The 25,967-nt window shown below is 73.9% G+C and carries 23 protein-coding genes and 1 riboswitch; of the genes, 18 read left to right on the top strand and 5 right to left on the bottom strand.

Going from position 1 to position 25,967, the window contains the following annotated elements; all coding sequences use genetic code 11:
- Positions 1-244 precede the first annotated feature (244 nt).
- Positions 245-790, bottom strand: a complete 546-nt coding sequence (locus Q1V71_RS12235) for a MarR family transcriptional regulator (protein ID WP_300644098.1) — start codon at positions 788-790, stop codon at positions 245-247.
- A gap of 189 nt (positions 791-979) precedes the next feature.
- Here Q1V71_RS12235 and Q1V71_RS12230 point away from each other — a divergent pair, with 189 nt between their 5' ends.
- The gene (locus Q1V71_RS12230; RefSeq protein WP_300644097.1) at positions 980-1,732 is read left to right on the top strand and encodes a hypothetical protein; all 753 of its coding nucleotides are present in this window, start codon (positions 980-982) and stop codon (positions 1,730-1,732) included.
- A gap of 33 nt (positions 1,733-1,765) precedes the next feature.
- On the opposite strand, the gene Q1V71_RS12225 is transcribed toward Q1V71_RS12230, so the two are convergent.
- Positions 1,766-2,533, bottom strand: coding sequence for a putative protein N(5)-glutamine methyltransferase (locus Q1V71_RS12225; RefSeq protein WP_300644096.1), 768 nt, complete (start codon positions 2,531-2,533; stop codon positions 1,766-1,768).
- Positions 2,534-2,623: 90 nt separating this feature from the next.
- Between Q1V71_RS12225 and Q1V71_RS12220 the strand changes: the two genes are divergently transcribed.
- The 7 genes from Q1V71_RS12220 to Q1V71_RS12190 all read left to right on the top strand — a co-directional run bounded on the left by Q1V71_RS12220 (position 2,624) and on the right by Q1V71_RS12190 (position 10,312).
- Positions 2,624-3,820, top strand: coding sequence for an NADH:flavin oxidoreductase (locus Q1V71_RS12220; RefSeq protein WP_300644095.1), 1,197 nt, complete (start codon positions 2,624-2,626; stop codon positions 3,818-3,820).
- Between the two features lie 106 nt (positions 3,821-3,926).
- Positions 3,927-5,948, top strand: coding sequence for an ATP-binding protein (locus tag Q1V71_RS12215; RefSeq protein WP_300644094.1), 2,022 nt, complete (start codon positions 3,927-3,929; stop codon positions 5,946-5,948).
- A gap of 51 nt (positions 5,949-5,999) precedes the next feature.
- Positions 6,000-6,776: a HAMP domain-containing sensor histidine kinase gene (locus Q1V71_RS12210; protein WP_300644093.1), complete on the top strand. Its 777-nt coding sequence runs from the start codon at positions 6,000-6,002 to the stop codon at positions 6,774-6,776.
- Positions 6,776-7,165, top strand: a complete 390-nt coding sequence (locus Q1V71_RS12205) for a response regulator (protein ID WP_300644092.1) — start codon at positions 6,776-6,778, stop codon at positions 7,163-7,165. Before Q1V71_RS12210 ends, Q1V71_RS12205 begins: the two co-directional genes overlap by 1 nt.
- 28 nt (positions 7,166-7,193) lie before the next feature.
- A complete protein-coding gene (locus Q1V71_RS12200) occupies positions 7,194-8,348 on the top strand; it encodes a diacylglycerol kinase (protein WP_300644091.1) in 1,155 nt (384 codons plus the stop codon).
- Positions 8,345-9,169, top strand: a complete 825-nt coding sequence (locus Q1V71_RS12195) for an SDR family oxidoreductase (protein WP_300644090.1) — start codon at positions 8,345-8,347, stop codon at positions 9,167-9,169. The genes Q1V71_RS12200 and Q1V71_RS12195 overlap by 4 nt, the downstream gene beginning before the upstream one ends.
- A gap of 72 nt (positions 9,170-9,241) precedes the next feature.
- Positions 9,242-10,312, top strand: coding sequence for an MBL fold metallo-hydrolase (locus tag Q1V71_RS12190; RefSeq protein WP_300644089.1), 1,071 nt, complete (start codon positions 9,242-9,244; stop codon positions 10,310-10,312).
- A gap of 368 nt (positions 10,313-10,680) precedes the next feature.
- Here Q1V71_RS12190 and Q1V71_RS12185 read toward each other — a convergent pair whose 3' ends face one another.
- Together Q1V71_RS12185 and Q1V71_RS12180 are read right to left on the bottom strand one after the other, a co-directional pair.
- Entirely contained in the window at positions 10,681-11,151 is a 471-nt protein-coding gene (locus Q1V71_RS12185) for a GNAT family N-acetyltransferase (RefSeq protein WP_300644088.1), read from the bottom strand.
- Entirely contained in the window at positions 11,151-12,071 is a 921-nt protein-coding gene (locus Q1V71_RS12180; RefSeq protein WP_300644087.1) for an alpha/beta hydrolase, read from the bottom strand. Before Q1V71_RS12180 ends, Q1V71_RS12185 begins: the two co-directional genes overlap by 1 nt.
- Positions 12,072-12,175: 104 nt before the next feature.
- Positions 12,176-12,309: riboswitch (TPP riboswitch) on the top strand.
- On the opposite strand from Q1V71_RS12180, the gene Q1V71_RS12175 reads away from it, so the two are divergent.
- From Q1V71_RS12175 to Q1V71_RS12145, 7 genes are all read left to right on the top strand, one after another.
- The gene (locus Q1V71_RS12175; RefSeq protein ID WP_300644086.1) at positions 12,301-13,407 is read left to right on the top strand and encodes a thiamine ABC transporter substrate binding subunit; all 1,107 of its coding nucleotides are present in this window, start codon (positions 12,301-12,303) and stop codon (positions 13,405-13,407) included. Its footprint overlaps the riboswitch before it by 9 nt.
- A 34-nt stretch (positions 13,408-13,441) precedes the next feature.
- Positions 13,442-15,100 (top strand): iron ABC transporter permease, encoded by a 1,659-nt coding sequence (locus Q1V71_RS12170; protein ID WP_300644085.1) that lies wholly within the window; start codon positions 13,442-13,444, stop codon positions 15,098-15,100.
- A gap of 13 nt (positions 15,101-15,113) precedes the next feature.
- Positions 15,114-16,115, top strand: a complete 1,002-nt coding sequence (locus Q1V71_RS12165) for an ABC transporter ATP-binding protein (protein WP_300644084.1) — start codon at positions 15,114-15,116, stop codon at positions 16,113-16,115.
- Between the two features lie 45 nt (positions 16,116-16,160).
- A complete protein-coding gene (locus Q1V71_RS12160; protein ID WP_300644083.1) occupies positions 16,161-17,201 on the top strand; it encodes a phosphatase PAP2 family protein in 1,041 nt (346 codons plus the stop codon).
- A 130-nt stretch (positions 17,202-17,331) separates the two neighbouring features.
- On the top strand, positions 17,332-19,416 hold the full coding sequence (locus Q1V71_RS12155; RefSeq protein WP_300644082.1) for an acyl-CoA dehydrogenase: 2,085 nt from the start codon (positions 17,332-17,334) through the stop codon (positions 19,414-19,416).
- Entirely contained in the window at positions 19,413-20,081 is a 669-nt protein-coding gene (locus Q1V71_RS12150; protein WP_300644081.1) for a class I SAM-dependent methyltransferase, read from the top strand. The genes Q1V71_RS12155 and Q1V71_RS12150 overlap by 4 nt, the downstream gene beginning before the upstream one ends.
- Before the next feature lie 181 nt (positions 20,082-20,262).
- Positions 20,263-21,324, top strand: coding sequence for a type IV toxin-antitoxin system AbiEi family antitoxin domain-containing protein (locus tag Q1V71_RS12145; protein WP_300644080.1), 1,062 nt, complete (start codon positions 20,263-20,265; stop codon positions 21,322-21,324).
- A gap of 142 nt (positions 21,325-21,466) precedes the next feature.
- Here Q1V71_RS12145 and Q1V71_RS12140 read toward each other — a convergent pair whose 3' ends face one another.
- Positions 21,467-21,958, bottom strand: a complete 492-nt coding sequence (locus Q1V71_RS12140) for an inorganic diphosphatase (protein ID WP_300644079.1) — start codon at positions 21,956-21,958, stop codon at positions 21,467-21,469.
- Between the two features lie 199 nt (positions 21,959-22,157).
- On the opposite strand from Q1V71_RS12140, the gene dacB reads away from it, so the two are divergent.
- The 3 genes from dacB to tilS all read left to right on the top strand — a co-directional run bounded on the left by dacB (position 22,158) and on the right by tilS (position 25,742).
- Entirely contained in the window at positions 22,158-23,579 is a 1,422-nt protein-coding gene (gene dacB, locus Q1V71_RS12135) for a D-alanyl-D-alanine carboxypeptidase/D-alanyl-D-alanine-endopeptidase (protein WP_300644078.1), read from the top strand.
- Between the two features lie 98 nt (positions 23,580-23,677).
- A complete protein-coding gene (locus Q1V71_RS12130; protein WP_300644077.1) occupies positions 23,678-24,733 on the top strand; it encodes a zinc-dependent metalloprotease in 1,056 nt (351 codons plus the stop codon).
- A gap of 16 nt (positions 24,734-24,749) precedes the next feature.
- Positions 24,750-25,742: a tRNA lysidine(34) synthetase TilS gene (gene tilS / locus Q1V71_RS12125; protein ID WP_300644076.1), complete on the top strand. Its 993-nt coding sequence runs from the start codon at positions 24,750-24,752 to the stop codon at positions 25,740-25,742.
- Positions 25,743-25,967 lie beyond the last annotated feature (225 nt).

Raw genomic sequence — 25,967 nt, 5'->3', positions numbered from 1 at the left:
CCGGGCGCGCCCCCATCGTCGCTACCAGGCCGTTCGCTCGTCCCTCACGAACGGCGCGCCAGACCCAGCCACGCTCCTCCGGGGGCGCCCCCGGCTGGCCGTGTCCCCGCGCGGCGCCGCGCACCCCTCTCCTGTGGCTGGGTGGGTCGGTGACTCGGCGCTGGTTCGAGGGTGACTCGGCGTTGGTTCGAGGGTGACTCGGCGCTCGTTCGAGGGTGAGTCGGCAGCGATTCGAGCCTGGGGGTCAGCTGCCGTCGACCTCGTCGCCGGCGCCGGTGCGCAGGGCGCCGAGGAGGCGGGTCAGCTCGGTGACGGTGGTGGGGCCGAGGTCGGCGGCGAGGTCGGTGAAGACGGTGTTGAGGTCGGCGGTGGCTTGCTCGACGGTGGCGGTGCCGGCGTCGGTGAGCTCGGCATGGACGACCCGGCGGTCCTCGCTGCGTCGCTGGCGGCGTACGAAGCCCTGGGCCTCGAGCCGGTCCACCGCGCTGGTGACCGAGGCGGGGTGCACCTGGAGGAGGGAGCCCAGCCGGGTCATGGGGAGGGCCCGGTCGCGGGTGAAGGAGAGCAGGCGCAGGACCTCGAAGCGGGCGAAGGTGAGGCCGTGGGGGCGCAGGGCGCGCTCGACCCGCTCGGCGAGCAGCTGCTGGGCGCGGGTGACCGAGGTGACGAGGGCCATCGCGTCGGCGGCGTCGGACCAGCCGTGGGCCACCCACTGGCGGTGGGCCTCGCGGATGGGGTCGCGGACCGGCCGCGGGGTGCGCGGCGTGGGTGCGGGGTCGGGGGGCGCCATCGCAACCAGTATCGGCCCCGGAGGCGGGTTCGCCCGAACGCCGGTCCGGGGGTGGCCGTGCTGGTTATCGTGCTCGGGTTCGTGCTGGCCGTGGGGACCGGAGGGGTCTGCGTGGTCGTGCGTCCACGGGTGGGAGGTCCGGTGGGCGGGTCGTCGGGTGTGTCGTCGGGATCGGCGGGTGAGCGGCCGGTGCTGCTGTGCGTCGGCAGCCACGGAGTCGGCGCCGCCACGTTGCGCGTGGCCACCGCGCGGGCCCGGCGCTCGAGCGGGGTGCTGCGGCTGCTGCACGTCGCCGAGACGACGACGCCGATGGGGCTCGAGGAGGCCCAGCAGCGCCTGGACCCGGTCGCCGCGGCTGCGCGGTCGCTCGGCGGCGGTGCGGTGCGCGTCGAACCGGTGCTGGCCTTCGCGGAGGTGCTGGACCAGGTGTGGGGCGCGGCGGCCACGGCCGCCCTGGTGGTTCTCGAGCGCCCCGCGGTGGTGCGCCTGGGCGGCCTGCGACGGCGTACGTCGTTGACGACCGCGCTCGTGGAGCACCTCGAGGCTCCCGTGGTCGTGGTGCCGGGGCTCTGGCCGGCCGCGCGCGTCGTCGGCGACGGGCTGCCGCCGGCGTGGCACGGCGGCCGCGAGCCGCGGACCGTCGGCGTGCTGCTCGACGAGCCGGCCGAGTGCCGCCAGGTCGTGGGGGCGGGGCTGGAGGGTGCTGCGGACCTGGGCGGTGCTGTCGAGCTGCTGCGCGGGTGGGAGGTCGGTCGTGCCGGCGTCGTCGCCGCCTCGCGCGGGGCCAGCCTGCTCGTGGTCGGCCGCGGTGGGCGCGCCGGCGGGCTGTCGGTGTCGGGGCGGGTCGCGCTGCACGAGTCGGTGTGCCCGGTGCTGGTGGTGCCGGTGCCGCCGGCCGAGGAGGACCTCGCGACGGTGCTGCCGTTCCGCCGGGCGCGCTGACCCGTCGAGGCTGCAGCCCCGTCGGCACGTCGGTCAGGGACGCCGGGCCAGGACCGCGACGGCGTCGAGCTTCTCGTCGCGGTGCAGCTCGGTCCGCAGGCCCGCGGCCGCGAGCAGCCCGGCCGACCCCTCCGCCTGGGACTCGCTGGTCTCGAGCACCAGCACGCCCCCGCGCACCAGCCACGGCGGCGCGCCCTCGGCGACCCGGCGGTGCAGGTCGAGCCCGTCGGGCCCGCCGTCCAGTGCCGGCTGCGGCTCGTGCTCCCGGGCCTCGGGAGGCATCGTGGCCAGTGCCGCGCTCGGCACGTAGGGGGTGTTGACCACCAGGGCGTCGACCCGTCCGCGCAGGTCGGGCGGCAGTGCGTCGAGGAGGTCCCCGAGGTGGACCCTGTCCGGCGGGAGGTTGCGCTGCGCGCAGGCGACCGCGGCCGGGTCGAGGTCGCACGCGTGCACCTCGGCGTCCGGGCGGTGGTGGGCCACGGCGGCGCCGAGCGCGCCGGTGCCGCAGCACAGGTCCACGACGACCGGCGGCGGGGTGGCGGCCAGCGCCTCCAGGGCCAGTCGCACCAGGAGGCCGCTGCGCCTCCGGGGGACGAAGACCCCCGGGGCGGTCCGCACCCGCACCCCCGCCACCTCCGCCCACCCGAGCAGCACCTCCAGGGGCTCGCCCGCCACCCGTCGTACGACGAGGGCCCGGAGGGCCTCGCCGTCGGCCGCCGCGCGCAGCAGCCGTGCCTCGTCCTCGGCGTAGACGCACCCCGCGGCGCGCAGCTGCGCCACCAGCGGGTCGGGCGTGTCCACGGGGCCATCCTGCCGAAGGCGCGGGCGGGTGGGCGGGGCGCCCCGAGCAGAACGAGAACGCGTTCTAGTTCTCGGGGTTACCATCCTCCGGTGAGCACTCCCGACGTCCTGGCGCCCGCGACCCTCGGCCCGGTCCAGCTGCGCAACCGCACCGTGAAGGCCGCCACCTTCGAGGGCCGGACGCCGGACGGCCAGGTCACGCAGGAGCTCATCGACTACCACCTCGCCGTCGCCGAGGGCGGGATAGGCCTGACGACGGTGGCGTACCTCGCGGTGGCCCCCGAGGGCCGCACGCACGCCGAGCAGGTCGTCGTCGGCCGCGGCACCGAGGCCGGGCTGGCCCGGATGACCGAGGCGATCCACGCGACCGGCGCCAAGATCGCCGGCCAGGTCGGGCACGCCGGCCCGGTGGCCAACGGTCGCTCCAACGGCGTGCACGCCATCGCCGCCAGCCGGATGCCGAGCCCGCTGTCGATGCAGATGGTGCGCTCCGCGACCGAGGCCGACCTGACCCGCGTCACCGGTGCCTACGTCGCGGCTGCCCGCACCCTCGTGCGCGCCGGCTTCGACGTGCTCGAGCTCCACATGGCGCACAACTACCTCATCTCCTCGTTCCTCGCCCCCGCTCTCAACCGGCGTCGCGACCGCTGGGGCGGCCCCCTGGAGAACCGCGCCCGGCTGGCCCGCCAGGTCGCCCGCGCGGTGCGGGAGGAGGTCGGCGACGCGGTGGCCGTGACCGCCAAGGTCTCGCTGTCCGACGGCTTCAAGGGCGGTGTCACGCTGCAGGAGTCGATCGCGCTGCTGGGCATGCTCGAGCAGGACGGCACCCTGGACGCCGTCCAGCTCTCGGGCGGCTCGTCGCTCATGAACCCGATGTACCTCTTCCGCGGCGACGTCCCCGCCTCGGAGTTCGCCGACTCCATGCCGGCGCCGGTGCGGTGGGGGATGAAGACCCCGGTCGGGCGTTCGTTCCTCAAGAGCTACCCCTTCGAGGAGGGGTACTTCCGCGACAAGGCCCTCGAGGTCCGCGCGGCCACCTCGATCCCGCTCATGCTCCTGGGCGGCATCAACCGGCTCGACACGATGCAGCAGGCGATGGCCGACGGCTTCGAGTACGTCGCCATGGGTCGTGCCGTGCTCCGCGAGCCGGACCTGGTCAACCGGCTGGCGGCCGGGCAGGCGACCCAGGGCGTGTGCATCCACTGCAACCGCTGCATGCCCACCATCTACGACGGCACCCGCTGCCCGATCCGCGAGCCGCAGCCGCTGCACCTGGCCAAGCGCTGAGCCGTCGCCTGCTGCTGGTGGATCGTCGGAGGGTCGCTGGTCCCGGGTTCATGAAGTTTTCGTGAAGGGCCGCCAGTGCGCCCGGGGGTGCGCGGATGCTGGAGGAGTGGCCCCGGAGCAGCCGTCCGACCTGAGGCCCGCTCCGGCCTCGCACGTCGCGCCGGACGCGGCAGCGTTGGCCCTGCCCTGGCTCGAGGACCCGGTCTTCGCCTGCCCGGGCGAGATGGCCCGTCGCATGGGTGCCTACCCCTGGCACGACAGCACCCTGGGGGTGCCGGACCAGTGGCCCCAGGCCCTCCGGGTCGCGGTCAGCATCCTGCTGCGCAGCAAGTACCCGATGATCCTGAGCTGGGGCAGCGACTTCGTCATGCTCTACAACGACGCCTTCATCCCGACCCTCGGGCAGAAGCACCCGGGTGCGCTGGGGGGACGTCTGGCCGAGCAGTTCAGCGAGATCTGGGACGAGATCCGTCCCCTGCAGGAAGCGGTGCTCGCCGGGGGTGAGGCGACCTGGGACGAGGACCTGCCGCTGGTGATCGAACGGGGCGAGGGGCCGGAGGAGACCTTCTTCACCTTCTCCTACTCCGCCGTGCCCGACGAGGACCGGCCGGGCGGGGTGCTGGCGGTGCTGTCGGTCACCACCGCGGAGGTCGTGGGAGCCCGGCGGCTCGCGCTGCTCAACGACGTCGGGTCGGTGACGGCGGCAGACGTCCCGACCACGGCGCACGACCTCGCCTGGCTGCTGGACGACCACCGCACCGACCTCCCTGGCGGGCGGCTGTGGCTGGACCGCCCCGACGGGCCGCACCCCGTCGCCGACTTCGGGGACCCGGGCCCACGACCGCCGAGACCCGCGCCGCCCACCGACCTCGACGAGCCGTCGTCCGGGGACCGCGTCTGGCTCGAGGTCGGGACCGACGGCGTGACCGGGCTCCTCGAGCTGCTGCTGCCCCCGCCGCGTCCCCTCGACGCGGCGCACCGCCAGTTCCTGCGCCAGCTGGCCCAGCAGGTCGGTCAGCAGCTGGACATCGCCCACGCCCGCGAGCTGGAGGTCCTGCGTGCCCGCGCCCTCGCCGAGCTCGACGCCGCCAAGACGCAGTTCCTCTCGACCATGAGCCACGAGCTCCGGACGCCGCTGACCCTCCTGCTCGGGCCGGTCGAGGACGTCGCCTCGGGCCGCCGCGGGCCGTTGGGCCAGGAGGAGGCAGGTCGTCTGCAGCACCAGGGACGCCGCCTGCTCGGCATGGTCGAGGACCTGCTCGAGGTCGCCCGGGCCGAGAGCGGGCGCCTGACCTCGACGCCCGAGCCCCTGGACGTGGGGCCCTTCACCGCCCGGGTCGTGGCACCGCTGCTCGAGGCCGGTGGACGTGGGGGCCTGGAGGTGCGCCAACGCTGGGACGTCCACGAGCCGTGCCTGCTGGACCGGCGGCTGTGGGAGAACGTCGTGGTCAACCTGGTCGGCAACGCCGTCAAGTACACCCCGGTCGGCGAGGTGGAGGTCGCGCTGGAGCGGGAGGGCAGCGACCTGCTCCTCGCCGTGCGGGACACCGGCATCGGTATCGCGCCCGCAGATCAGCCGCTGGTCTTCGAGCGCTTCCACCGTGTCCGCACCGACGACGGACGCACCATCGAGGGGGCTGGGGTGGGGCTGGCCATCGTCGCCGACGCGGTGCGGGCCATGCACGGGTCGATCGACCTCGTCTCCGAGCCCGGGGTCGGCTCGACGTTCACCGTCCGGCTGCCCGGGGTGGTGCTCGACGAACCGGTCGCTGGGCCGGTCGCTGGGCCGGTCGCGGAGCCGGTCGCGGAGCCGGGCGTCGAGCGACTCGCCTCCGTGGCTGCACGGGCGGAGACGCTCGTACCCAGCTCGTCATCTGTCCCGCTGGTTGCGGAGCGGTCCGCCACGACCGGCACCCCGCTCCTGCTCGTCGTCGACGACAACCCCGGCATGCGCAGCTACGTCGCGGACTGCCTCGGCGACCTCGGGACGGTGCTGGCGGCCGGTGACGGGGTCGAGGCGATCGAGCTGCTGGAGGGGTGGCCGATCGACCTCGTGGTCAGTGACGTGATGATGCCGCGCCTGGACGGCGAGCAGCTGCTGCGGCGCATCCGCGAGCACCCCGCCTGAGGCGACCTGCCGGTCCTGCTGCTCTCGGCACGCGCGGAGACGGCGGCCGCGGTGAGCGGGCTCGAGCGCGGGGCCGACGACTACGTCCCCAAGCCCTTCTCCCGCGAGGAGCTGCTGGCGCGGGCCCGGGCCCACCTCGAGCTGGCGGCGCTGCGGCGCGACGCGCAGCGGCGGCGGGACCGCGACACGATCCTGGCCGGGGTCTCCCACGACATGCAGACGCCGCTGGCCGTCATCAGCGCTGGGCTCGGACTGCTGGACCCCGCGTCGCTGGCGCCCGCCGAGGTGGACGTCCTGCTCCGGGTGCGTCGAGCTGCCGAGGACCTGCGCGGCCTGCTCTGCGAGATGCTCGACCGCTGCGCCCTCTCGATGGACCACGAGATCCGGATCCGGGTGGACCGCGTGGACCTGGCCGGGCTGGTGCACGAGGTCGTGCGGCCCGGCGGCCCGGTGGTGGAGGTGTCGGTGCCGGCGGGGGTCAGGGTCCTCGCCGACGCGTTGCGCCTGCGCCGCATCCTGACCAACCTCCTCGACAACGCCGCGCGCGCGGGGGCCGCGCACGTCCAGGTCTCCTCGCGACCACGCACGGGCCGGCCAGGGACGGTGGAGGTCGTCGTGAGCGACGACGGGGCGGGGATGGCCCAGGAGGTCGTCGAGCACCTCTTCGACGCCTGGGAGGTCGGCGCCGGGAGCGGCCGGGGCCTGGGCCTGCACGTGTCCCGCGAGGGCGCCCGACTCATGGGCGGCGACCTGCTCCTGCGCTCGACCGGGCCGACCGGTACGACGTTCGCCCTGTCCCTGCCGCTGTCGAGCCCGGAGGACTGCTGATGCGTGTGCTGCTCGCCGAGGACGACGCCGACCTGCGCGAGGTGGCGGGGATGCTGCTGGCCAGCTGGGGCTGCGTGGTCACGGCTGTGGCCGACGGGGGCGCCGCCCAGGACCTCCTCGAGCACGAGGAGCGGTTCGACGTGCTGGTCCTCGACTTCGACATGCCGGTGAGGTCCGGCCTCGAGGTCGCCGTGCGTGCGCGGAGCCTGGGGCACGAGGGGCCGGTCGTGGTGTGGACCGGCTGGTCCGGACCGGTCTCGCAGGAGCAGGTCGAGCGGTGGGGCCTGGTGCTCATGTCCAAGTACGACGTCTACGAGCTGGGTGCCGTCGTCTCCGACCTGCGCACCGAGGGCGGTCCGGTCGGCGACGTCTCCCGACCGCTTCCCTAAGACTAGAACGTGTTCTAGTCTGCGGCGCATGTCACAGGTCATCCCCGAGAAGCCCTTGCGCGTCGTCGTCTGGTCCACCGGCACGATCGGCCGGCACGCGATCGCGGGCGTCGACGCCCACCCCGACCTCGAGCTGGTCGGCGTGTGGGTCTCCAACCCCGACAAGGACGGCAAGGACGTCGGCGAGCTGGCCGAGCTCGGCCGCGAGCTGGGCATCGCCGCGACGACCGACCGCGACGCCCTGATGGCGCTGGCGCCCGACGCGGTCGTGCACACGGCGATGACCGACGACCGGGTCTTCGAGTCGATCGAGGACCTGATCTGGATGCTGGAGCACGGCGTCAACGTCGTCTCCTCGGGCCCGGTGCTGCTCCAGTGGCCGCACGGGATCCTCCCCGACGAGATCGTCGAACGGGTCCAGGAGGCCGGCCGCAAGGGCGGCGCGAGCCTGCACGTCAACGGCATCGACCCCGGCTTCGCCAACGACGTGCTGCCGCTGGTGATGACCAGCCTGTCGCAGCGCATCGACGAGGTGCGGGTCATGGAGGTCTGCGACTACTCGACGTACTACCAGCCGGTCGTCATGGGCGACCTGTTCGGCTTCGGCAAGCCGATGGACGAGCTCGGCTTCCTGTGGCACCCGGGCGTGCTGACGATGGCGTGGGGCTCGGTGGTCAAGCAGATCGCCGCCGGCCTCTCGATCACGCTTGACGAGCCGCTGACCGAGGAGATCGAGCGGCGCCCCGCCACCCGCGACACGAAGAGCGTCTCCGGCGACATCGCCGAGGGCACCATGGGCTCGGTCAAGTTCGCCGTGGTCGGCAAGGTCGACGGGGTCCCGCGGGTCGTGCTCGAGCACATCACCCGCACCGACGCCGAGTCCGACCCCGACTGGGACAAGCCGCCCGCCGGCACCGACGGCTGCTACCGGGTCAAGATCACCGGGGAGCCGATGATGAACGTCGACTTCGTCCACCACGGCGAGCACGGCGACCACAACGTCAGCGGCATGATCACCACCGCCCAGCGACTCGTGAACGCGCTGCCCGCGGTCGTCGCCGGAGAGCCCGGCCTGCTCACCGTCCTGGACCTGCCGCTGGTCACCGGCCGCGGTCTGGTCACCGGCGCCGGCCACACGGGTACGACGGTCTCGACGAGCTCGACCACCGGGGGTGTGGCGTGACGATCCTCGACCGCTTCGGCGTCCCCGGCACGGCTGCGGTCGTCACCGGTGCCGGCCGCGGCCTGGGCGCCGCCACCGCCGTGGCGCTCGCCGAGGCCGGCTCCGACGTGCTCATCTCCGCCCGCACCGCCGAGCAGCTCGAGGGCGTCGCCGCGCAGGTCCGGGCGACCGGCCGGCGCTGCGAGACCGTGGTGGCCGATCTCAGCGACCTCGACCAGGTCGCAGGGCTCGCCCAGACGGCGTACGACGCCTTCGGCCGTCTCGACATCGTCGTCAACAACGTGGGCGGCACCGGGCCGCGCGGGTTCCTCGACACCAGCCCGGGCTACCTCGAGCGCGCCTTCTCCTTCAACGTCAGCACCGCCCACGTGCTCACCAAGGCTGCTGTGCCGCTGCTGCTCAAGACCCTCGAGGCCGAGGGCGGCGACCGTGCGACCGCCGCGGAGAAGTCGGTCGTCACGATCAGCTCGACGATGGGCCGTTCCGCCGACCGCGGGTTCGTCGCCTACGGCACCGCCAAGGCCGCACTCGCGCACTGGACGAAGATGGCCGCCCAGGACCTCTCGCCGCGCATCCGGGTCAACGGGATCTACGTCGGCTCGATCATGACCAGCGCGCTGGAGATGGTCGCGGGCGACCCCGACCTGATGGGCCAGCTCGAGGGCAAGACGCCGCTCGGCCGGGTCGGCGAGCCCGCCGACATCGCCGCCGGGGTGCTCTACCTGTCCTCGCGCGCGGGCCAGTACCTCACCGGGAAGCTCCTCGAGATCGACGGCGGCATCCAGCAGCCGACCCTCGATCTCGGCTTCCCCGATGTCTGACCGGATGCCCGACCGGTCCACGCGGGGCATGCCCCCTCGGGGAATCGTGAGCCCGTGTCCTAGGGTCGCCGGGTGACCCACTCCGGCACCCCGACCGCGTACGCCGTCTCGCCCGACTCCGGCGAGCACTGGACCGCCGAGGGCGCCTGGCAGGTCGCGCCCGGGCTCTGGCGGATCCCGCTGCCGCTGCCCATGGACGGGCTGCGCGCGATCAACGTCTACGTCCTGGAGACCGACGAGGGGCTGACCCTCATCGACGGTGGCTGGGCGATCCCGGTGGCCCGCGAGCTGCTGGAGAAGTGCCTGGCGCAGATCGGTGCCGGCTTCGGCGACATCCGTCGCTTCCTGGTCACCCACGTGCACCGCGACCACTTCACCCTCGCCACGGTGCTGGGTCACGAGGTCGGCGCGGAGATCGCGCTGGGGCGCGGCGAGGAGCCGGCGCTCGACATGCTCAACAATGTCGACCAGATCACCGAGAGCCCGTTCCTCGCCGTGCTGCGCTCCTCGGGCGCCCTCGAGGTCGCCGAGCAGTGGGCCGCCGGTGCCGGCGACGACCCGCCGCCGCCGAAGTCCGACTGGCAGTACCCCACCCGGTGGATGGAGGGCGACCACACCATCCAGGTCGGCCACCGCACCGTCGAGGCGGTGCACACCCCCGGCCACACGCCCGGGCACTTCGTCTTCGCCGACCGCGCCGAGGGCGTGCTCTTCGCCGGTGACCACGTGCTGCCCACGATCACCCCGTCGATCGGGTTCACCGTCCCGCCCGACGACCAGCCGCTGGGGCACTTCATGGCCTCGCTGACCCGCGTGCGTCAGCTGCCGGACCTGCGGATCCTGCCGGCCCACGGCCCGGTTGCGGCCTCCACGCATGCCCGGGTCGACGAGCTGCTGGCCCACCACGACACCCGGCTCGACCAGTGCCGCGCCGCGCTTGCCGCCGGACCGGCCACCGCCCACGACGTCGCCGGGCACCTCGGCTGGACCCGCCACGAGCACCGCTACGACAGCCTCGACCCGTTCAGCCGCGGCATGGCCGCGATGGAGACCAAGGCCCACCTCGACCTGCTCGTCGCCCGCGGCGAGGCCACCAGCGAGCCGCGCCCGGACGGGGTCCGCTACACGCGCGTCGTCCCCTGACGTCGTACGGCGTCGGGCGGGTCGCGCTCGGTGCCGGTCCGCGTCGGGCTCGACCGGCTCACCCCGAACGGAGTCGAGGCCCGGGTCGAGGCCTGGGTCGAGGCCTCGTGACGCGCTGGGGCGCGTGTCTGCACCTCGACGCCCACCTCGACCCGCACCTCGACCCGGACGCAGTCAAGGCCTGGGTCGAGGCCGGACTCGAGGCCTGGGTCGAGGCCTGGGGACGCGCTGGGGCGCGGATGTGCACCACGACCCGCACCTCGACCGCCGGGCGCGGCCAGCCGCCTGGGGCAGACCTGCCTGGGGTCGACTGGTGTCTCGACCCGCGGTCGCGGCTTCGCGGGCTCAGCCGCGCGCTCGCTCGACCCTCAGGTCGTCGGACCCGACCTCGTCCCTCGGTCGGCTCCGGACCTGAGCATCGGCACGTGCGGGATCGAGCCGTCGAGGAACTCCGGCCCGGTGACCTCGAAGCCGTACGTCGCGTACCACCCGGCCAGCGGGGTCTGGGCCGCCAGGACGACCGGCCCGTCCCCGCAGGCAGCGAGGCAGGCCTCCATGAGCGGCCCGGACAGCCCGCGGCCGCGGGCCTCCGGCAGCAGCGCCACCCGGCCGATCCGCCGGTGGTCGCCCTCGTCGAGGACCCGCGCGACGCCGAGCAGCCGGCCGTCCACCTCGAGCAGCACGTGCACGGTGCCGGGCTCGGTGTCGCGGCCGTCGAGGTCGTCGTAGGGGTCGCCCTGCTCGACGACGAAGACCTGCTGGCGCAGCCGGAAGACGTCGTGGGCGGCGCGGGCGTCGAGCTCGGCGAAGCGCAGGGCGCGCGTGCTGGCGGCGTCCATCAGCGGCCCAGGAACTCCACGGTCGTGCGCCAGGCGCGCCGCGCCTCCGGGACGACCGAGATGAGGGGGTAGACGTGGATCAGCCCCGGCTCCTCCACGTAGGTGAGGTCCCAGCCGGCCTCCTCGGCGCGGCGCGCCAGCAGCCGGCAGCCGGGCACGAGCAGGTCGCGGGTGCCGCAGAACATCAGCGCCCGGGGCAGCCCGGAGAGGTCGGCGAGCGCGGGGGAGACCTCGTGGCGCCCGAGGTCGTCGGTCGATCCGGCCCACCAGCGGGCGTACGCCTCGAGCTTGGTGATCCGCAGCCAGGGGTCGCGCTTCGCGAACCAGGTCGTCGCCGGGGTCGAGGTCGTGAGGTCGACCCAGGGGGAGTGCAGCAGGAGGTGGGTCGCGGTGGGGCCGCCGCGGTCGCGCAGGGACTGGGCCACCGCCAGCGCGAGCCCGCCCCCGGCCGAGTCGCCCGCGAGCACGGTCGGCCACTCGGCGGTCAGCCGCGCGGCCAGGTCGACCAGCGCGTCGTGGGAGTCGGCCCAGGTGTGGCCGGGCGCGAGGGGGTAGTCGGGGAGCAGGACCTCGGCGTCCAGCGCGGAGGCCAGCCTGGCGGCGTACCGGACGTGGAAGGGGTCGAGCGGGGCCACGAAGCCGCCGCCGTGCAGGTAGAGGACCCGGCGCCGGGGGCGGCTGCCCCGGGCCCGGACCCGGTGCACCGTGAACGGCACGCGCCCCTCGGCCTGGAACTGCTGGACCTCGTAGCGCTGGCGGAACCGCACCACCGCGTTGGTGGGCAGCGCCCGGCCCTGGGCGTCGAGGTCGGCGTGCCAGCGCTCGATCCGAGCGCGCTCGCGCTCCTCGCTGTCGAGCTCGCTGGACTTGCGCAGCCGCGGCATGCCGCGGGCGAGGACGTCGTGGCGGAGGCTGGGCACGGGCCCATCCCACCAGACCGCCTGTCGAGGAGGACCTCGTGGCTCGCTCCGCCCGCGCCTCGACCAGCGATGAGGGACGCTCCCGGATCCGCGCTACCCTCGCCACGACAAGACAGGGGAGCACGGGCGGCAGCAGTGCCGAGCGGGCTGAGAGTGCGGGACCGGGACACCTGGTGGACGCAGACCCTACGAACCTGCACCGGTTAGCACCGGCGAAGGGAGTCGTCCCGTGCGACGTACTGCGTTCCTGCCCACCCCGGCGACGGGCCTGGCCACCGTGCTCGGCGCCCTCCTCCTCTCCTCCTGCTCCCTCGTGGGCAACGGGGACGACGACGGATCGGCCACCGACCGCGGCGGCGCCGAGCCCGGCACGGCCGGGTCCGGCGGCACCGTGGTCCTGGTGACCCACGACAGCTTCACCCTGCCGAAGAAGCTGATCAACCAGTTCGAGGCCGACACCGGCTACGACCTGGAGCTGCGCAGCAACGGCGACGCCGGCAGCCTCACCAGCCAGTTCGTCCTCAACGCCGACAACCCGCTCGGTGACGTGGCCTTCGGCGTCGACAACACCTTCGGCGGCCGGGCCCTGGAGGGCGGGGTCTTCACGGCGTACGACGGCGAGCTGCCGCCCGGCGTCGCGGACTTCGTGCTCCCCGGCGACGACGAGGGCGCGCTGGTGCCGGTCGACAACGGCGACGTGTGCGTCAACGTCGACCTCGACTGGTTCGAGCGCGAGGGCCTTGCCCCGCCGGAGGACCTCGACGACCTGCTCGACCCGGCGTACGAGGACCTCTTCGTGACCTCCGGCGCCACCACCAGCTCGCCCGGGTTCGCCTTCCTGCTGGCGACGATCGCGGAGTTCGGCTCGGACTGGCAGGCCTACTGGGAGGACCTGCTGGCCAACGGCGCCAAGGTCGTCCGCGGCTGGGAGGACGCCTACTTCGTCGACTTCACCGCCGGTGGCGGCGACGGCGACCGGCCGATCGTGCTCTCCTACGACTCCAGCCCCGCCTTCACCACCGACGGCGAGGGCGGCACCACGACGGGTGCGCTGCTGCAGACCTGCTTCGAGCAGGTGGAGTACGTCGGGGCGCTGGCCGGCGCCGAGAACCCCGAGGGTGCCCAGGCGGTGATCGCGTGGATGCTCTCGGAGGAGGTCCAGGCGGCGCTGCCGGAGTCGATGTACGTCTTCCCGGTCCGCGAGGGCGTCGAGCTGCCCGAGGACTGGGCGCGGTTCGCGCCGCGGCCCGAGGAGCCGCTCGCCGTCGACCCCGCCGACATCGAGGCCAACCGCGACACCTGGCTGCGCGAGTGGCAGGACCTGGTCTCGCGCTGACCCCGCGCCCCCGACCCTGAGCGCGACCGCACCCGTGACCACCACCCGCCGCCTGCTCGGGCTCGGCGCCCTCGGCCTGTTGCCGGCCGCCGTGCTCGGCGTCTTCTTCCTGCTGCCGGTCAGCGGGATGGTGGCGCGCGGGCTGGTGGTCGACGGGTCGTTCGAGCCCGGGGCGGTGCTCGAGGTGCTGGCCCGCCCGCGGACCGGCCGGGTCGTCTGGTTCACGGTCTGGTCCTCGGCGGTCGCCACGCTGGTCGCGGTGCTGCTGGGCCTGCCCGCGGCGTACTCCCTGCACCGCCTGGAGTGGACCGGCCGCCGCGTGGTCCGCGCGTGCCTGCTGGTGCCGTTCGTGCTGCCGACCGTGGTGGTGGGGGTGGCCTTCCGCCAGCTGATCGGGGAGTCCGGGCCGCTGGGACCGCTCGGCCTCGACGGCACTGCGTGGGCGATCCTCGCGGGCCTGGTGTTCTTCAACGTCTCGGTCGTGATCCGGGTGGTCGGCTCGGCGTGGGAGTCGCTCGACAGCCGGCCCGGCGAGGCCGCCGCGGCGCTCGGCGCCTCACCGGCGCAGGTCTTCCGCACGGTCACCTGGCCGGCACTGCGCCCCGCCGTGGTCTCGGCGGCGAGCGTGGTCTTCCTCTTCTGCGCGACCGGCTTCGGCGTGGTGCTGGTGCTGGGCGGACTGGCGTTCAGCACGGTCGAGACCGAGATCTACCTGCTGACCACCGACCTGCTCGACCTCCAGGCCGCAGCCGCGCTGTCGCTGGTGCAGCTCGTGGCCGTGACCGGGCTCCTCGTGCTGGCCGGGCGGCTGCGCGCCGTGCCCGACCCGACCGTGCGGCGTACGACGGCCCCGCCCCGCCGCCCGCGGCGCGGCGACCTGGCCCCGCTCAGTGCCACCGCCCTGCTGCTGCTCGCGATCGCCACACCGGTCGTGTCGCTGGTCGTCGGCTCCTTCCGCGAGGCGCTGCCCGGCGGTGGGTCGACCTGGTCGCTGGAGAACTACCGCGCGCTCACCGGCCAGGGCGACAACCAGGCCCTGCTCGTGCCGGTCACCGACGCGCTGCTCGCGAGCATCCGGGTCGCCGTCGACGCGACCTGGATGGCGCTGCTGCTCGGCGGGCTGCTCGCGGTGCTGCTGACCCGGCGCTCCCGGAGCCGCACGGAACGCCGGGTGCGCTCGGTCCTCGACGGTCTCTTCATGCTGCCGCTCGGGGTCTCGGCGGTGACCCTGGGGTTCGGCTTCCTCATCACCCTCGACGAGCCGCCCCTGGACCTGCGCGACAGCCCGCTGCTCATCCCGCTGGCGCAGGCCCTGGTCGCGCTACCGCTGGTGGTCCGCACGCTGGTGCCCGTGCTGGCCGGGGTCGACGACCGGCTGCGGCAGGCCGCCGCGTCGCTCGGCGCCGGCCCGGTCCGGGCGCTGCTCACCGTCGACCTGCCGGTCGTGTGGCGCCCGCTCCTGGCCTCGGGCGGCTTCGCGTTCGCGGTGTCGCTGGGGGAGTTCGGCGCGACCTCGTTCCTGGCCCGACCGGACGAGCCGACGCTGCCGGTCGTCATCTTCCGGCTGATCGGCCACCCGGGCCGGCTCAACTACGGCATGGCGCTCGCGGCCTGCGTCGTGCTCGCCGCCACCACCGCCCTGGTCATGCTGGCCGTCGAACGGCTGCGCGTCCCGTCGCTGGGGGCCCTGTGAGGAGCACGCACCGATGACCCTGACGATCCGCGACCTCTCGGTCGCCTACGACGACGTGCCGGCGGTGCGCGAGGTCTCCCTGGAGGTGCCCGACGGGTCGGTGCTGGCCGTCCTGGGGCCCTCCGGCTGCGGCAAGTCCACGCTGCTGCGCGGGGTCGCCGGGCTGGAGCAGGCGACCGGCTCGATCGTCTGGGACGGCGAGGACGTCACCCGGCTGCCCACCCACCGCCGCGGCTTCGCACTGATGTTCCAGGACGGCCAGCTCTTCGACCACCTCACCGTCGGGCGCAACGTCGGCTACGCGCTGCGCCTGCGCTCCCGGGGCCGCGCCGCCCGCGCCGCCGAGCGCGCCCGGGTCGAGGAGCTGCTCGCCCTCGTCGGGCTCGAGGGGTACGCCGACCGGCTGCCCCGCACCCTGTCCGGCGGCGAGCGCCAGCGGGTCGCGCTGGCCCGCAGCCTGGCCCACCAGCCGCGGCTGCTGCTGCTCGACGAGCCGCTCTCCGCCCTCGACGCCGGGCTGCGCCGCCACCTCGCGGGCGAGCTGCGCGAGATCCTCACCCGGGCCGGCACCACGGCGGTGATGGTCACCCACGACCACGAGGAGGCGTTCAGCGTCGCCGACCGGCTGGCCGTGATGCGCGAGGGGCGCCTCGTGCAGGAGGGGCCCATCGACGAGGTCTGGCGCTCCCCGGTCGACGCGGGCACGGCGCTGTTCCTCGGGTACGCCCGGGTGCTCCAGGGCGACGCCGCGCGTCGCGTGCTGGCTGCGGCCGGTGCCCCGGCCGCGGCCGCTGTCGCCGTACGACGCTCGGCGGTCGTGGTCGACGAGCGCGGCCCGCTCGAGGGGGAGGTGCGCTCGATCCGGTCGACGCCGCAGCTGCAGCGTCTGGTCGTGACCGTCGACGGGCTGGGGGACCTCGACGCCGTCGCCCCGCTCGACCACCGGACCTCCCCGGGGGACCGGGTGACGCTGGGCGTCGACGTGACCCGGGTCGCAGCGCTCGCCGCGGGCTGAGCGGGGTGCTCAACCGGGGTGGCGGCGACCCCTAGAATCACCCGGGTGTACCGCCGTGCCTATACCGCCCTCGTCGCGACCGCGCTCGCGATCGGCCTGTGGGCGATCATCACGGCGCAGGTCGTCGACCGGCCGCTGATCGACCCCGAGAGCAGCTTCCTCGGCCCGTCGTGGCTGCGGCTGCCGATCCTCTGCTTCGGCGCGCTGGCGCTCGACATGGTGCCGCGGGCGCTGTGGCGCTCCGGCGGTCGGCCGCGGGTCGCGCTCGAGGTCGTGCGCGAACGCTGGCGCTCGCACTGGACGCGGGAGCGGCTGCTGCTGGTGATGCTCGGCATCATCGGCTTCTACGTCATCTACGTCTGCTACCGGAACCTCAAGTCGTTCCTGCCGCTGGTCAGCGACCGGATCTACGACCGCGAGCTGCACCTGCTCGACCGGGCGCTGTTCTTCGGCCGCGAGCCCGGCCCGGTCTTCCACGACCTGCTCGGCACCACCGTCGTCGCGCACTTCCTCTCCGCCTTCTACCTGCTCTTCATCCCGATGGTCGCGATCCTCGTGACCGTGTGGCTGGTCTGGGCGCGCAACATCTCCCACGGCTGGTGGTTCGTCACCTCGCAGGGCTTCGCGTGGACGCTCGGGACGCTGTCCTACTACGCGCTGCCCACGCTGGGCCCGGGCCTGGAGTACTACTGGCTCTACGACAACCTCGCGACCACGGGCACCACCGACCTGATGAACGCGCTGGTCAACGCGCGCCAGGACTTCCGCTTCGGTGATGGCGAGACCCAGACCGTGGCCGGCTTCGCCAGCCTGCACACCGGCATCTCGCTGCTGTGGGCGCTGATGGTGCAGTTCACGGTGCAGAACCGCTGGATCCGGATCGCCTTCTGGGTCAACTTCGGGCTGACCGTCGTGGCGACGCTCTACTTCGGCTGGCACTACATCGCCGACGACATCGCCGGCATCACGATCGCCTTCGTGTCCTTCTACCTGGCGGGCCTGGCCACGGGGCAGAAGTTCGACCACGGCGGGCTGGCCTCGCACCCGACGTCGACGACCTCGAAGATCCCGGTCTCCCAGGACTGAGGAACGAGGTCGCGACCCGCGTGCCGGGACCGAGCCCTCGTCGGTACCCCGCCGCTGGTGGGTGACCCGGTGAGGTGGCTCTCGCCCCGAAGGGGGTGAGCGGCAGCGGTCGCGGGGCTAGCCTCGAGGCGTGGCCACCGACACCGTTCCCCCGACCACCGACGACGCGCCCACGGGCCCCGAAGCGGGCACCGAGCCCGCGGCCGGGGGGAGCAGCGGCTACCGCCAGCCCACCATCGACGTGCCGGCGCTGACCCGCCTGCTCGACGGTCGCTACGCCGAGGTGCGCAACCTCGTGCGCAGCAACCTGACGACGTACGCCTCGATCCTCACCGACGCCGAGACGATGACCACCGAGGAGTACCGCGAGCGGGTCAAGGAGCTCGTCGTCGAGATGGCCTCGACCGGCCAGACCGGCATGGGCTTCCCGGCGGCGTACGGCGGCGGCGACGACATCGGCGCCTCGATCGCGGCCTTCGAGACCCTGGCGTTCGGCGACCTGTCGGTGCTGGTCAAGGTGGGTGTCCAGTTCGGGCTGTTCGGCGGGGCGATCCTCCAGCTGGGCACCGAGAAGCACCACGAGCAGTACCTGCGCCAGATCGTCACCGGCGAGCTCATGGGCTGCTTCGCGATGACCGAGACCGGGCACGGCTCCAACGTCCAGGCGCTCGGCACGGTGGCGACCTACGACCTGGCCACGCAGGAGTTCGTCATCACGACCACGCGCGAGGACGCGCGCAAGGACTACATCGGCAACGCCGCCGAGCACGGTGAGCTCGCGGTCGTCTTCGCCCAGCTGGAGGTCGGCGGGGAGGGTCGCGGCGTGCACGCCTTCGTCGTGCCGATCCGGGTGCGCTCGGAGGCCGGCGAGCTCGAGCCGGCGCCCGGCGTCACGATCGCCGACGACGGCCTGAAGATGGGCCTCAACGGCGTCGACAACGGCCGGCTCCACTTCGACCACGTGCGGGTGCCGCGGGAGAACCTGCTCAACCGCTTCGCCGACGTCACGCCGTCGGGGGTCTACGAGAGCGCGATCGAGAACCCCAACCGCCGCTTCTTCACGATGCTCGGCACCCTCGTGCAGGGGCGTGTCTGCGTCGGCGGCGCGGGCATCAACGCCTCGAAGGTCGCGCTGGCGATCGCGGTGAAGTACGCCGAGCGCCGGCGCCAGTTCGAGGCCAGCGGCGAGGAGGAGGAGCTGCTCCTCGACTACGGCATGCACCAGCGCCGGCTGCTGCCGCTCCTCGCGCGCACCTACGCCCTGCACTTCGCCCAGGACCTGCTCTCGGCCAACCTCCACGACGTGCTGACCGGGGTGAAGGAGGACGAGCAGGCACAGCGCGAGCTGGAGTCGCTCGCCGCGGGCACCAAGGCGCTCGGCACCTGGCACGCCACCCGCACCATCCAGGAGTGCCGCGAGGCCTGCGGCGGCGCCGGCTACCTCGCGGAGAACCGCTTCGCCGCGCTCAAGGCCGACACCGACGTCTTCACCACCTTCGAGGGCGACAACCACGTCCTGCTGCAGCTGGTCGCCAAGGGCCTGCTCACCGACTACGCGGGCGAGTTCCACGACATGGACCAGCTCGACATGGTCCGCTTCGTCGCGGGACTGGCGGTCGAGACGGTCGTCGAGCGCACCCGCGTGCACGGGCTGATCGAGCGCTTCCGCGACCTGCTGCCCGGCGGCGACGACTGGGACCAGGACGCCGGCCTGCTCGACCCGGAGTACCAGCTGGCGATGTACCGCTTCCGCGAGGAGCACATGGTCAGCGGCGTCGCCCGCCGGCTCAAGCGCGGTGTCGACAACGGGATGAACCCCGGCGCCGTCTTCTCCCGCGTGCAGGACCACGTCATCGGCGCCGCCCGCGCCCACATGGAGCGGCTGGTGCTGGAGGCGTTCATCGACCGCTGCCGCCAGCTGCCCGAGGGCGACCTCAAGGTCGCGATGAACCTGCTGTGCGACCTGCACGCACTGTCCGGCATCGAGGCCGACCGGGCCTGGTTCATGGAGCACGGTCGGCTCACCGTCCAGCGCTCCAAGGCGATCAGCCGCGAGGTCTCCTCGCTGTGCCGCAAGGTGCGCCCGCTCGCCGGTGACCTGGTCGACGGCTTCGGCGTCCCCGTGGAGATGCTCCGCTCGCCCGAGCTGATCGGGGACCTCGTCCCCATGGCGCCGGGGGCGTCCGCCGGGGCCGCGGGTTCGTCCCCGTCGTGAGCCTGCTCTCCCGCCTGCGCGGCGGCTGGGGCGCGGACCCGCTGTGGGGCGTGGTCTACGACTTCCTGGTCGAGCACCCGGTGGTCGGGCGCCCGGTGTGGTTCGCCGGGACGCACAGCGACCTGCGACGGCTGCACGCCACCGCTGACGAGGTCGGCCGGCTGCCCGACGGCTCGCGGGTGCTGGACGTCCCGTGCGGCGGGGGCGTCGCGCTGCGCGGGCTGCGGCCCTCGCAACGCATCGAGTACGTCGCCGCCGACCTGGCCCCCGAGATGCTCGAGCGCACCCGCCGGGCCGCACTCCGGCGCGGGGTGATGCACCTGGTCACCACGCGGCAGGCCGACGTGGGGGCGCTGCCCTTCGAGGACGGCTCGTTCGACCTGGTGCTGTCGCTGACCGGGCTGCACTGCTTCCCCGACCCGAAGCGGGCCGTGGAGGAGATGGCCCGGGTGCTGCGCCCGGGCGGGCGGCTGGTCGGGTCGGCGCTGCTCAACGACACCGGGCTGGCCTTCGAGCCGCTGCGGCGCGGCGGACGGCTCGGCGGGCTGATCGGCCCGTGCTGCACCTCGACCGAGCTGGCCTCGTGGTCGGCCGCCGCCGGCGTACCGCTGGAGGTCGAGCTGGCCGGGGCGTTCGGGTACTTCGCGGGGGTCAAGGCGGGCTGAGGGCGTGGCGTCTGGCAAGGTTCATCGGCCGGCCGATGAACCTTGCGGCTGACCGATGAATGAACATCGGCCCACTGCAAGGTTTGTTCCCTCGGAGCCGAGGTTTGTCGGCCGGCCGACAAACCTTTTCAAGGCGAGTCGCACGGTCCATCGGCCGGCCGATGAACCTTGCGGATGGCCGATGAAGCACCATCGGCCCACTGCAAGGTCCGCTGTCTGTCCACAGCCCACCGCCCCGCGAGCCTCATCCACAGGCCGGCACGTCGAGCGGAGCAGCCGAGGCGTACCGGGCCACAGTCGGGCCATGATCGAACACCTTGTTGATGACTACGGCGTCGTCCTTCGGCGCGACCTCGTGGCGGTGGGCGTCACCGACCCAGCCATCTCCAAGATGCGGCGACGCGGTGTCCTGGTCCGCCTCCGTCAAGGCGTCTACGCGTTGGCCGAGCGCTGGCACGGGGCAGATCCGCGAGCCCGGCACATCATGCTCGCCCACGGAGCGTGGCGCTTGTACGGCGACGACGTGGCTCTGTCGCACGTGAGTGCTGCCCTTTCCGACGGCGCGCCGGCGCACGACCTCGCGCTCGGTGACGCGCACCTCACGTCGCTGGTGGGGACAGGGGAGAGGACTCAAGCATCGATCGTGCACCACCGGGGAACGCTGCTCGTCGACGACGTCACTCGCGCCGGCGGACGGTGGATGACCAGTCCGGTGCGGACGGCGCTGGACACGGCCGCGGTCTCGAGGCACGACGGGGCGATCTGTGTGCTCGACTGGTTCCTGCGTTTCGGCGGGGTCAGCGCTGACGAGCTGCAAGCGCACCTCGCGCGGCGGGGCTCGTGGCCGGACCACCTGGATCTCGCGCTCAAGGTGGGGCTGGCTGACGGGGCGTCGGAGAGTGTCCTGGAGACACTGCTTCGACTCCGGATGGGTGAGTCGTCTCTGCCGCAGCCAGTGCTGCAGTTCGAGGTGCTGCACCCGTCGGGCCGTCTGGTGGGGAGGTCCGACTTCGGGTGGCCCGACCACAAGGCGCTGGGTGAGGCCGACGGCCAGGAGAAGTACCACCGGTTCCGACGGCCTGGTGAGAGCATCGAGCAGATGGTGATGCGCGAGAAGGCCCGAGAGGACCAGATGCGCGAGATCACCGGGTGGCAGATGATCCGCTTCGTGTGGCGCGACCTCTACCGCTGGAGCGACACCCAGCGTCGTCTCGAGCGGGTGCTCCTCAGGCAGGCGGCGTGAGCCGCGGCGGGATCTGGGGTGCCGGGCCGACGACGTACCTTGCGGCGGGCCGATGTCGCTTCATCGGTCATCGGCAAGGTTCATCGGCCGTCCGATGAACCTCGCCGACGACCGACAGCTGGCCCCCCGGCCGCAGCCCCGATCAGTGACCGGTCTTCTTGAACCGCTCGAACGACGCGACGACCTCGGCCTCGGCCTCGGTGCGGCCGACCCACTCGGCACCCTCGACGGACTTGCCGGGCTCGAGGTCCTTGTAGACCTCGAAGAAGTGCTGGATCTCCAGGCGGTCGAACTTCGACACGTGGGAGATGTCGCGCAGGTGCTCGAGACGGGGGTCCGCGGCCGGGACGCACAGCACCTTGTCGTCACCGCCGGCCTCGTCGGTCATGCGGAACATGCCGATCGCGCGGCACTTGATCAGGCAGCCGGGGAACGTCGGCTGCTGCAGGATCACGAGCGCGTCGAGGGGGTCGCCGTCCTGGCCCAGGGTGTCCTCGATGTAGCCGTAGTCGGCGGGGTACTGCGTCGAGGTGAACAGGGTGCGGTCCAGGCGCAGGCGGCCCGACTCGTGGTCGACCTCGTACTTGTTGCGCTCCCCCTTGGGGATCTCCACCAGGACGTCGAACTCGAGCACGTCTGCCTCCGTGGGCGATCTGGATCGCCGCTCTGCTGTGTCGTCGGACCCGCCGCCCGGCTCGGGGCGGGTGCGGCCCCCGCGCGGGAGCCGGGGGACAGTCTCGCGCACAATGGCCCGGCACGCGCACCGGGAGGGGGCAGATGTGGGACGACGTGACACACGCCACTCCAAGAGCGGTCCCCGGAAGGTACGCCGGGTGGTGGCCGCGCTCGCCGTCGTCGCCCTCGTGGCGGCCGGTGGCGTGGTGCTCAGCGGCGAGGCCGAGCCGACCCTCGACCGGGTGCGCGCGTGGGGGGAGGACCTGCTCGGCGAGGACCCCGACCCGCGCACCGAGCCCGCCGAGGTCGAGCCGCCCGAGGGGCTCGCGCTCCCCGACGTCGAGCCCCCCGCGCCGCCCGCGGTCGCGCTCGGGGCTCGCCCGGTCAGCGCGACGGCCGTCCGCCGGGCCGTCAGCGGTCCGCTCGGCCAGCCCGTGCTCGGTCGCCGCGTGGGCGTCGCGGTCGCCGGACTGGCCGGCGAGACGGCGTACGACGCGGGCCCGGAGGGCCTGGTACCGGCCTCGACCACGAAGCTGCTGACCGCGTTCGCGGCGCTGGACACGATCGACCCGCGCACGAGGTTCGCCACCCGGGCGGTGCTCGACGGGACCGACCTCGTGCTCGTCGGGGGAGGGGACCCGCTGCTCCAGCGCGCCCCGGACCCCGACGCGGCCCCCGGGGAGACGCAGGGCGCCGACCTCACCACGCTCGCGCGGCGGACCGCCGAGGCGCTGGCCGACCGCGGGGTGCGGCGGGTGCGGCTGGGGTACGACGACGGACTCTTCTCCGGGCCCGCCTTCAACCGCACCTGGCCCGCGACCTACCGCGACTTCCAGGCCCCGATCACTGCGCTGATGGTCGACGACGGCAGCGACCCCAACGGCTTCGGCCGGGTGGCCGACCCGTCCCGCGCGGCCGCGGAGGTCTACGCCGCCGCGCTGCGCCGCGCGGGCGTGCAGGTGCTGGGCGTGCCGAGCCCGGCGGCGGCGTCGGCGGGGGCCGACCTGGTGGCCGAGGTCGAGTCCGCGCCGGTCGGGTCGCTCGTCGAGCAGCTGGTGCGGGTCAGCGACAACGAGACAGCGGAGACCGTGCTGCGCCACGTCGGGCTCGCCACCGGGGGCGTCGGCTCGACCCAGGACGGGGTCGCCGGGGTGCGGGAGGTGCTTGAGGAGCGGGGCGTCCCGGCGCCCCAGCGACTGCGTGACGGCAGCGGCCTGTCGCGAGAGAACCTCATCGGCCCCGACACGCTGGTCGGGCTGCTGCAGGCGGTGGCCGGATCGCCCTCGGACGACCCCGTGCGCGGGCTCCTGCCCGGGTTGCCCGTGGCCGGGTTCTCGGGGTCGCTGGCGTTCCGCTTCGACGATGCGCCGCCGGCCGCCGTCGGGCGGGTGCGCGCCAAGACCGGCACGCTCGCCGGCGTACGCAGCCTGTCCGGGGTCGTCGTCGCGCGCGACGGGACGCCGATGGTCTTCGCGCTCATGGCCGACCGGATCCCCGGCGACCGGGACGAGGAGGCCGAGGCGCTGCTCGACCGGGCCGCCGCCGCCCTCGCCGCCTGCCGCTGCGGGCGGGTCGCGTGAGGGGATTCCTCCCCGCTGCTCAGGCCGCACCCGGCCGCACCCGGCCGCACCCCGTCGGGGGCGGCGGGGCGGGTGGGGCCGGGGGATAGGTTCGGTCCATGACTGAGCCGGCGTCGGGCCCCGCCCCCGAGATGGTCGACTGGGACCTCGCGGTCTCGCTGGGCTCGCGGCTCGCGGGCGACGGGCCCCAGGTCTCCCGCGACGAGGCTGCCGCGGCGGTGGCCGAGCTGCGGGAGGGCGCGGGGCGGTCGACCCCGCTGGTGCGGGAGTTCACCGGCCTCGACGGTGGGGACGGCACCGCGCCGGTGCTCGTGGTCGACCGGCCGGGCTGGGTCAAGGCCAACGCCGAGGGCTTCCGCACGGTGCTGTCGCCGATCGCCGAGAAGCTGTCGGAGCGCAAGCCGCCGAGCGGGCTGTCGCTGGCGGTCGGGCGCCGGGTGACCGGCGTCGAGGTGGGCGGGCTGCTGGGGTTCCTGTCGGGGAAGGTGCTGGGTCAGTTCGACCCGTTCCACGAGCCGTCCGGGCGGCTGCTGCTGGTGGCGCCCAACATCGTCCACGTCGAGCGCGAGCTCGAGGTCGACCCGCACGACTTTCGGCTGTGGGTGTGCCTGCACGAGGAGACCCACCGCGTGCAGTTCACCGCCGTGCCGTGGATGCGCGACCACATCTACTCCCTGGTCGGCCAGCTCGGTGACTCCCTCGACTCCAAGGAGCTGCTCGAGGACGGTCTCGGGCGGGTGCTCGAGGCGGTCAAGCGGCGGGGCGAGACGTCCGGCTCGATCATGGAGCTGCTCTCCACGCCGGCCCAGCGCGAGGTGCTCGACCGGGTCACCGGCGTGATGTCGCTGCTCGAGGGTCACGCCGACGTCGTGATGGACGACGTGGGCCCGACGGTCATCCCCTCGGTGGCGCAGATCCGCGAACGGTTCACCGAGCGGCGCAAGGGCGCCGGGTCGCTGGACCGGCTGATCCGGCGGCTGCTGGGGCTGGAGGCGAAGATGGCGCAGTACCGCGACGGCGCGAAGTACGTCCGCCACGTCGTCGACAAGGTCGGCATGGAGGAGTTCAACGCGGTCTTCGCCGGGCCGGAGAACCTGCCGACCAAGGCCGAGATCAACGACCCGGACGCCTGGGTCTCCCGCGTCCTGGGCTGAGCCCGCTCCCCCTGACATGGCCGGCCCCCACCCCTCGGTCGCCGCGACCCGGGTCGCGGTGCGCCGCGAGCTCGCCGACGTCCCGGCCGGGTCGACCGTGGTCGTCGCCTGCTCTGGCGGCGCCGACTCCCTCGCCCTGGCCGCCGCCACCGTGCACGAGGCGCGCGCGGGCGGCTGGCGGGTCGTCGGGGCGACGGTCGACCACCAGCTGCAGGAGGGGTCGGCGGCGCAGGCCGCGCGGGTCGTGGAGCAGCTGGCCGCGCTGGGCGTCGACGAGACCCTGACCGCGCGGGTCACGGTCGCGTGGGAGCCCGGCGGCGAGGGGCCCGAGGGCGCCGCGCGCCGGGCGAGGTACGCCGTGCTCGAGCAGGTCGCCGAGCACAGCCGGGCTGCCGTCGTACTCCTCGGGCACACGCGTGACGACCAGGCCGAGACCGTCCTGCTCGGGCTGGCCCGCGGCTCCGGCGCCCGCTCCCTGGCCGGCATGCGCCGCGCGTTCGACGTCTACCGCCGGCCGTTCCTCGACCTGTCCCGCGACGACACCGTCACCGCCTGCCAGGTGCTCGGGCTCGACGCCTGGGACGACCCCCACAACTCCGACCCCGGCTACGCCCGCGTCCGCGTGCGCCGATCCGTCCTCCCGGTCCTTGAGGAGCACCTCGGCCCCGGCGTCGCAGCAGCCCTCGCCCGTACGGCGCAGCAGCTGCGCGCCGACGCCGACTGCCTCGACGACCTCGCCGACGAGCAGTACGCCGCCCTCCTGACTCCCGACGGGCTCCCCGTCGACGCGCTCGCCGCCCTCCCCACCGCCCTGCGCACCCGGCTGCTCCGCCGCCTCGCCCTCGACGCCGGCGCCCCGCCGGCCGAGCTGTTCCACGAGCACGTCCTCGCCCTCGACGCCCTCGTCACCGCCTGGCGCGGGCAGAGGTGGATCGACCTCCCGGGGCACCTGCGGGGGTTCAGGACTGGCGGGAAGGTCCGGGTGGAGCCCGCGCCCGCTGCTCCCTGAGGCGTCGGCACGTGCCGAGATCTCCGTCGAGCTCGCTTGTGTGGCGTTCGGGTTCAACCTGGTGGCTGTTGCAAATCGCCGGGCGAGATCGGCCCGTTTTTGCGGCTGGGGCGAAATACTTGGGCATGGCTCGTTCGTATCGCCCAGTCGTGCGGGATCAGGAGTTCCTGCTCCCGCCGAACATGGCCGACTGGCTACCTGAGGATCACCTGGTCTGGTTCGTCC

This window comes from Nocardioides sp., assembly GCF_030149505.1.
In the GTDB taxonomy this organism is placed as follows: Bacteria; Actinomycetota; Actinomycetes; order Propionibacteriales; family Nocardioidaceae; genus Nocardioides.
This window is presented reverse-complemented; position numbering and strand designations above follow the sequence as displayed.

Excerpts from the sequence above, each read along its gene's own strand:
- Q1V71_RS12205 (WP_300644092.1), top strand. The coding sequence starts at position 6,776 with ATGCGTGTGCTGCTCGCCGAGGACGACGCCGACCTGCGCGAGGTGGCG.
- Q1V71_RS12145 (WP_300644080.1), top strand. The coding sequence starts at position 20,263 with ATGAAGCACCATCGGCCCACTGCAAGGTCCGCTGTCTGTCCACAGCCC.
- Q1V71_RS12235 (WP_300644098.1), bottom strand. The coding sequence starts at position 790 with ATGGCGCCCCCCGACCCCGCACCCACGCCGCGCACCCCGCGGCCGGTC.
- Q1V71_RS12130 (WP_300644077.1), top strand. The coding sequence starts at position 23,678 with ATGACTGAGCCGGCGTCGGGCCCCGCCCCCGAGATGGTCGACTGGGAC.
- Q1V71_RS12165 (WP_300644084.1), top strand. The coding sequence starts at position 15,114 with ATGACCCTGACGATCCGCGACCTCTCGGTCGCCTACGACGACGTGCCG.
- Q1V71_RS12200 (WP_300644091.1), top strand. The coding sequence starts at position 7,194 with ATGTCACAGGTCATCCCCGAGAAGCCCTTGCGCGTCGTCGTCTGGTCC.
- tilS (WP_300644076.1), top strand. The coding sequence starts at position 24,750 with ATGGCCGGCCCCCACCCCTCGGTCGCCGCGACCCGGGTCGCGGTGCGC.
- Q1V71_RS12185 (WP_300644088.1), bottom strand. The coding sequence starts at position 11,151 with ATGGACGCCGCCAGCACGCGCGCCCTGCGCTTCGCCGAGCTCGACGCC.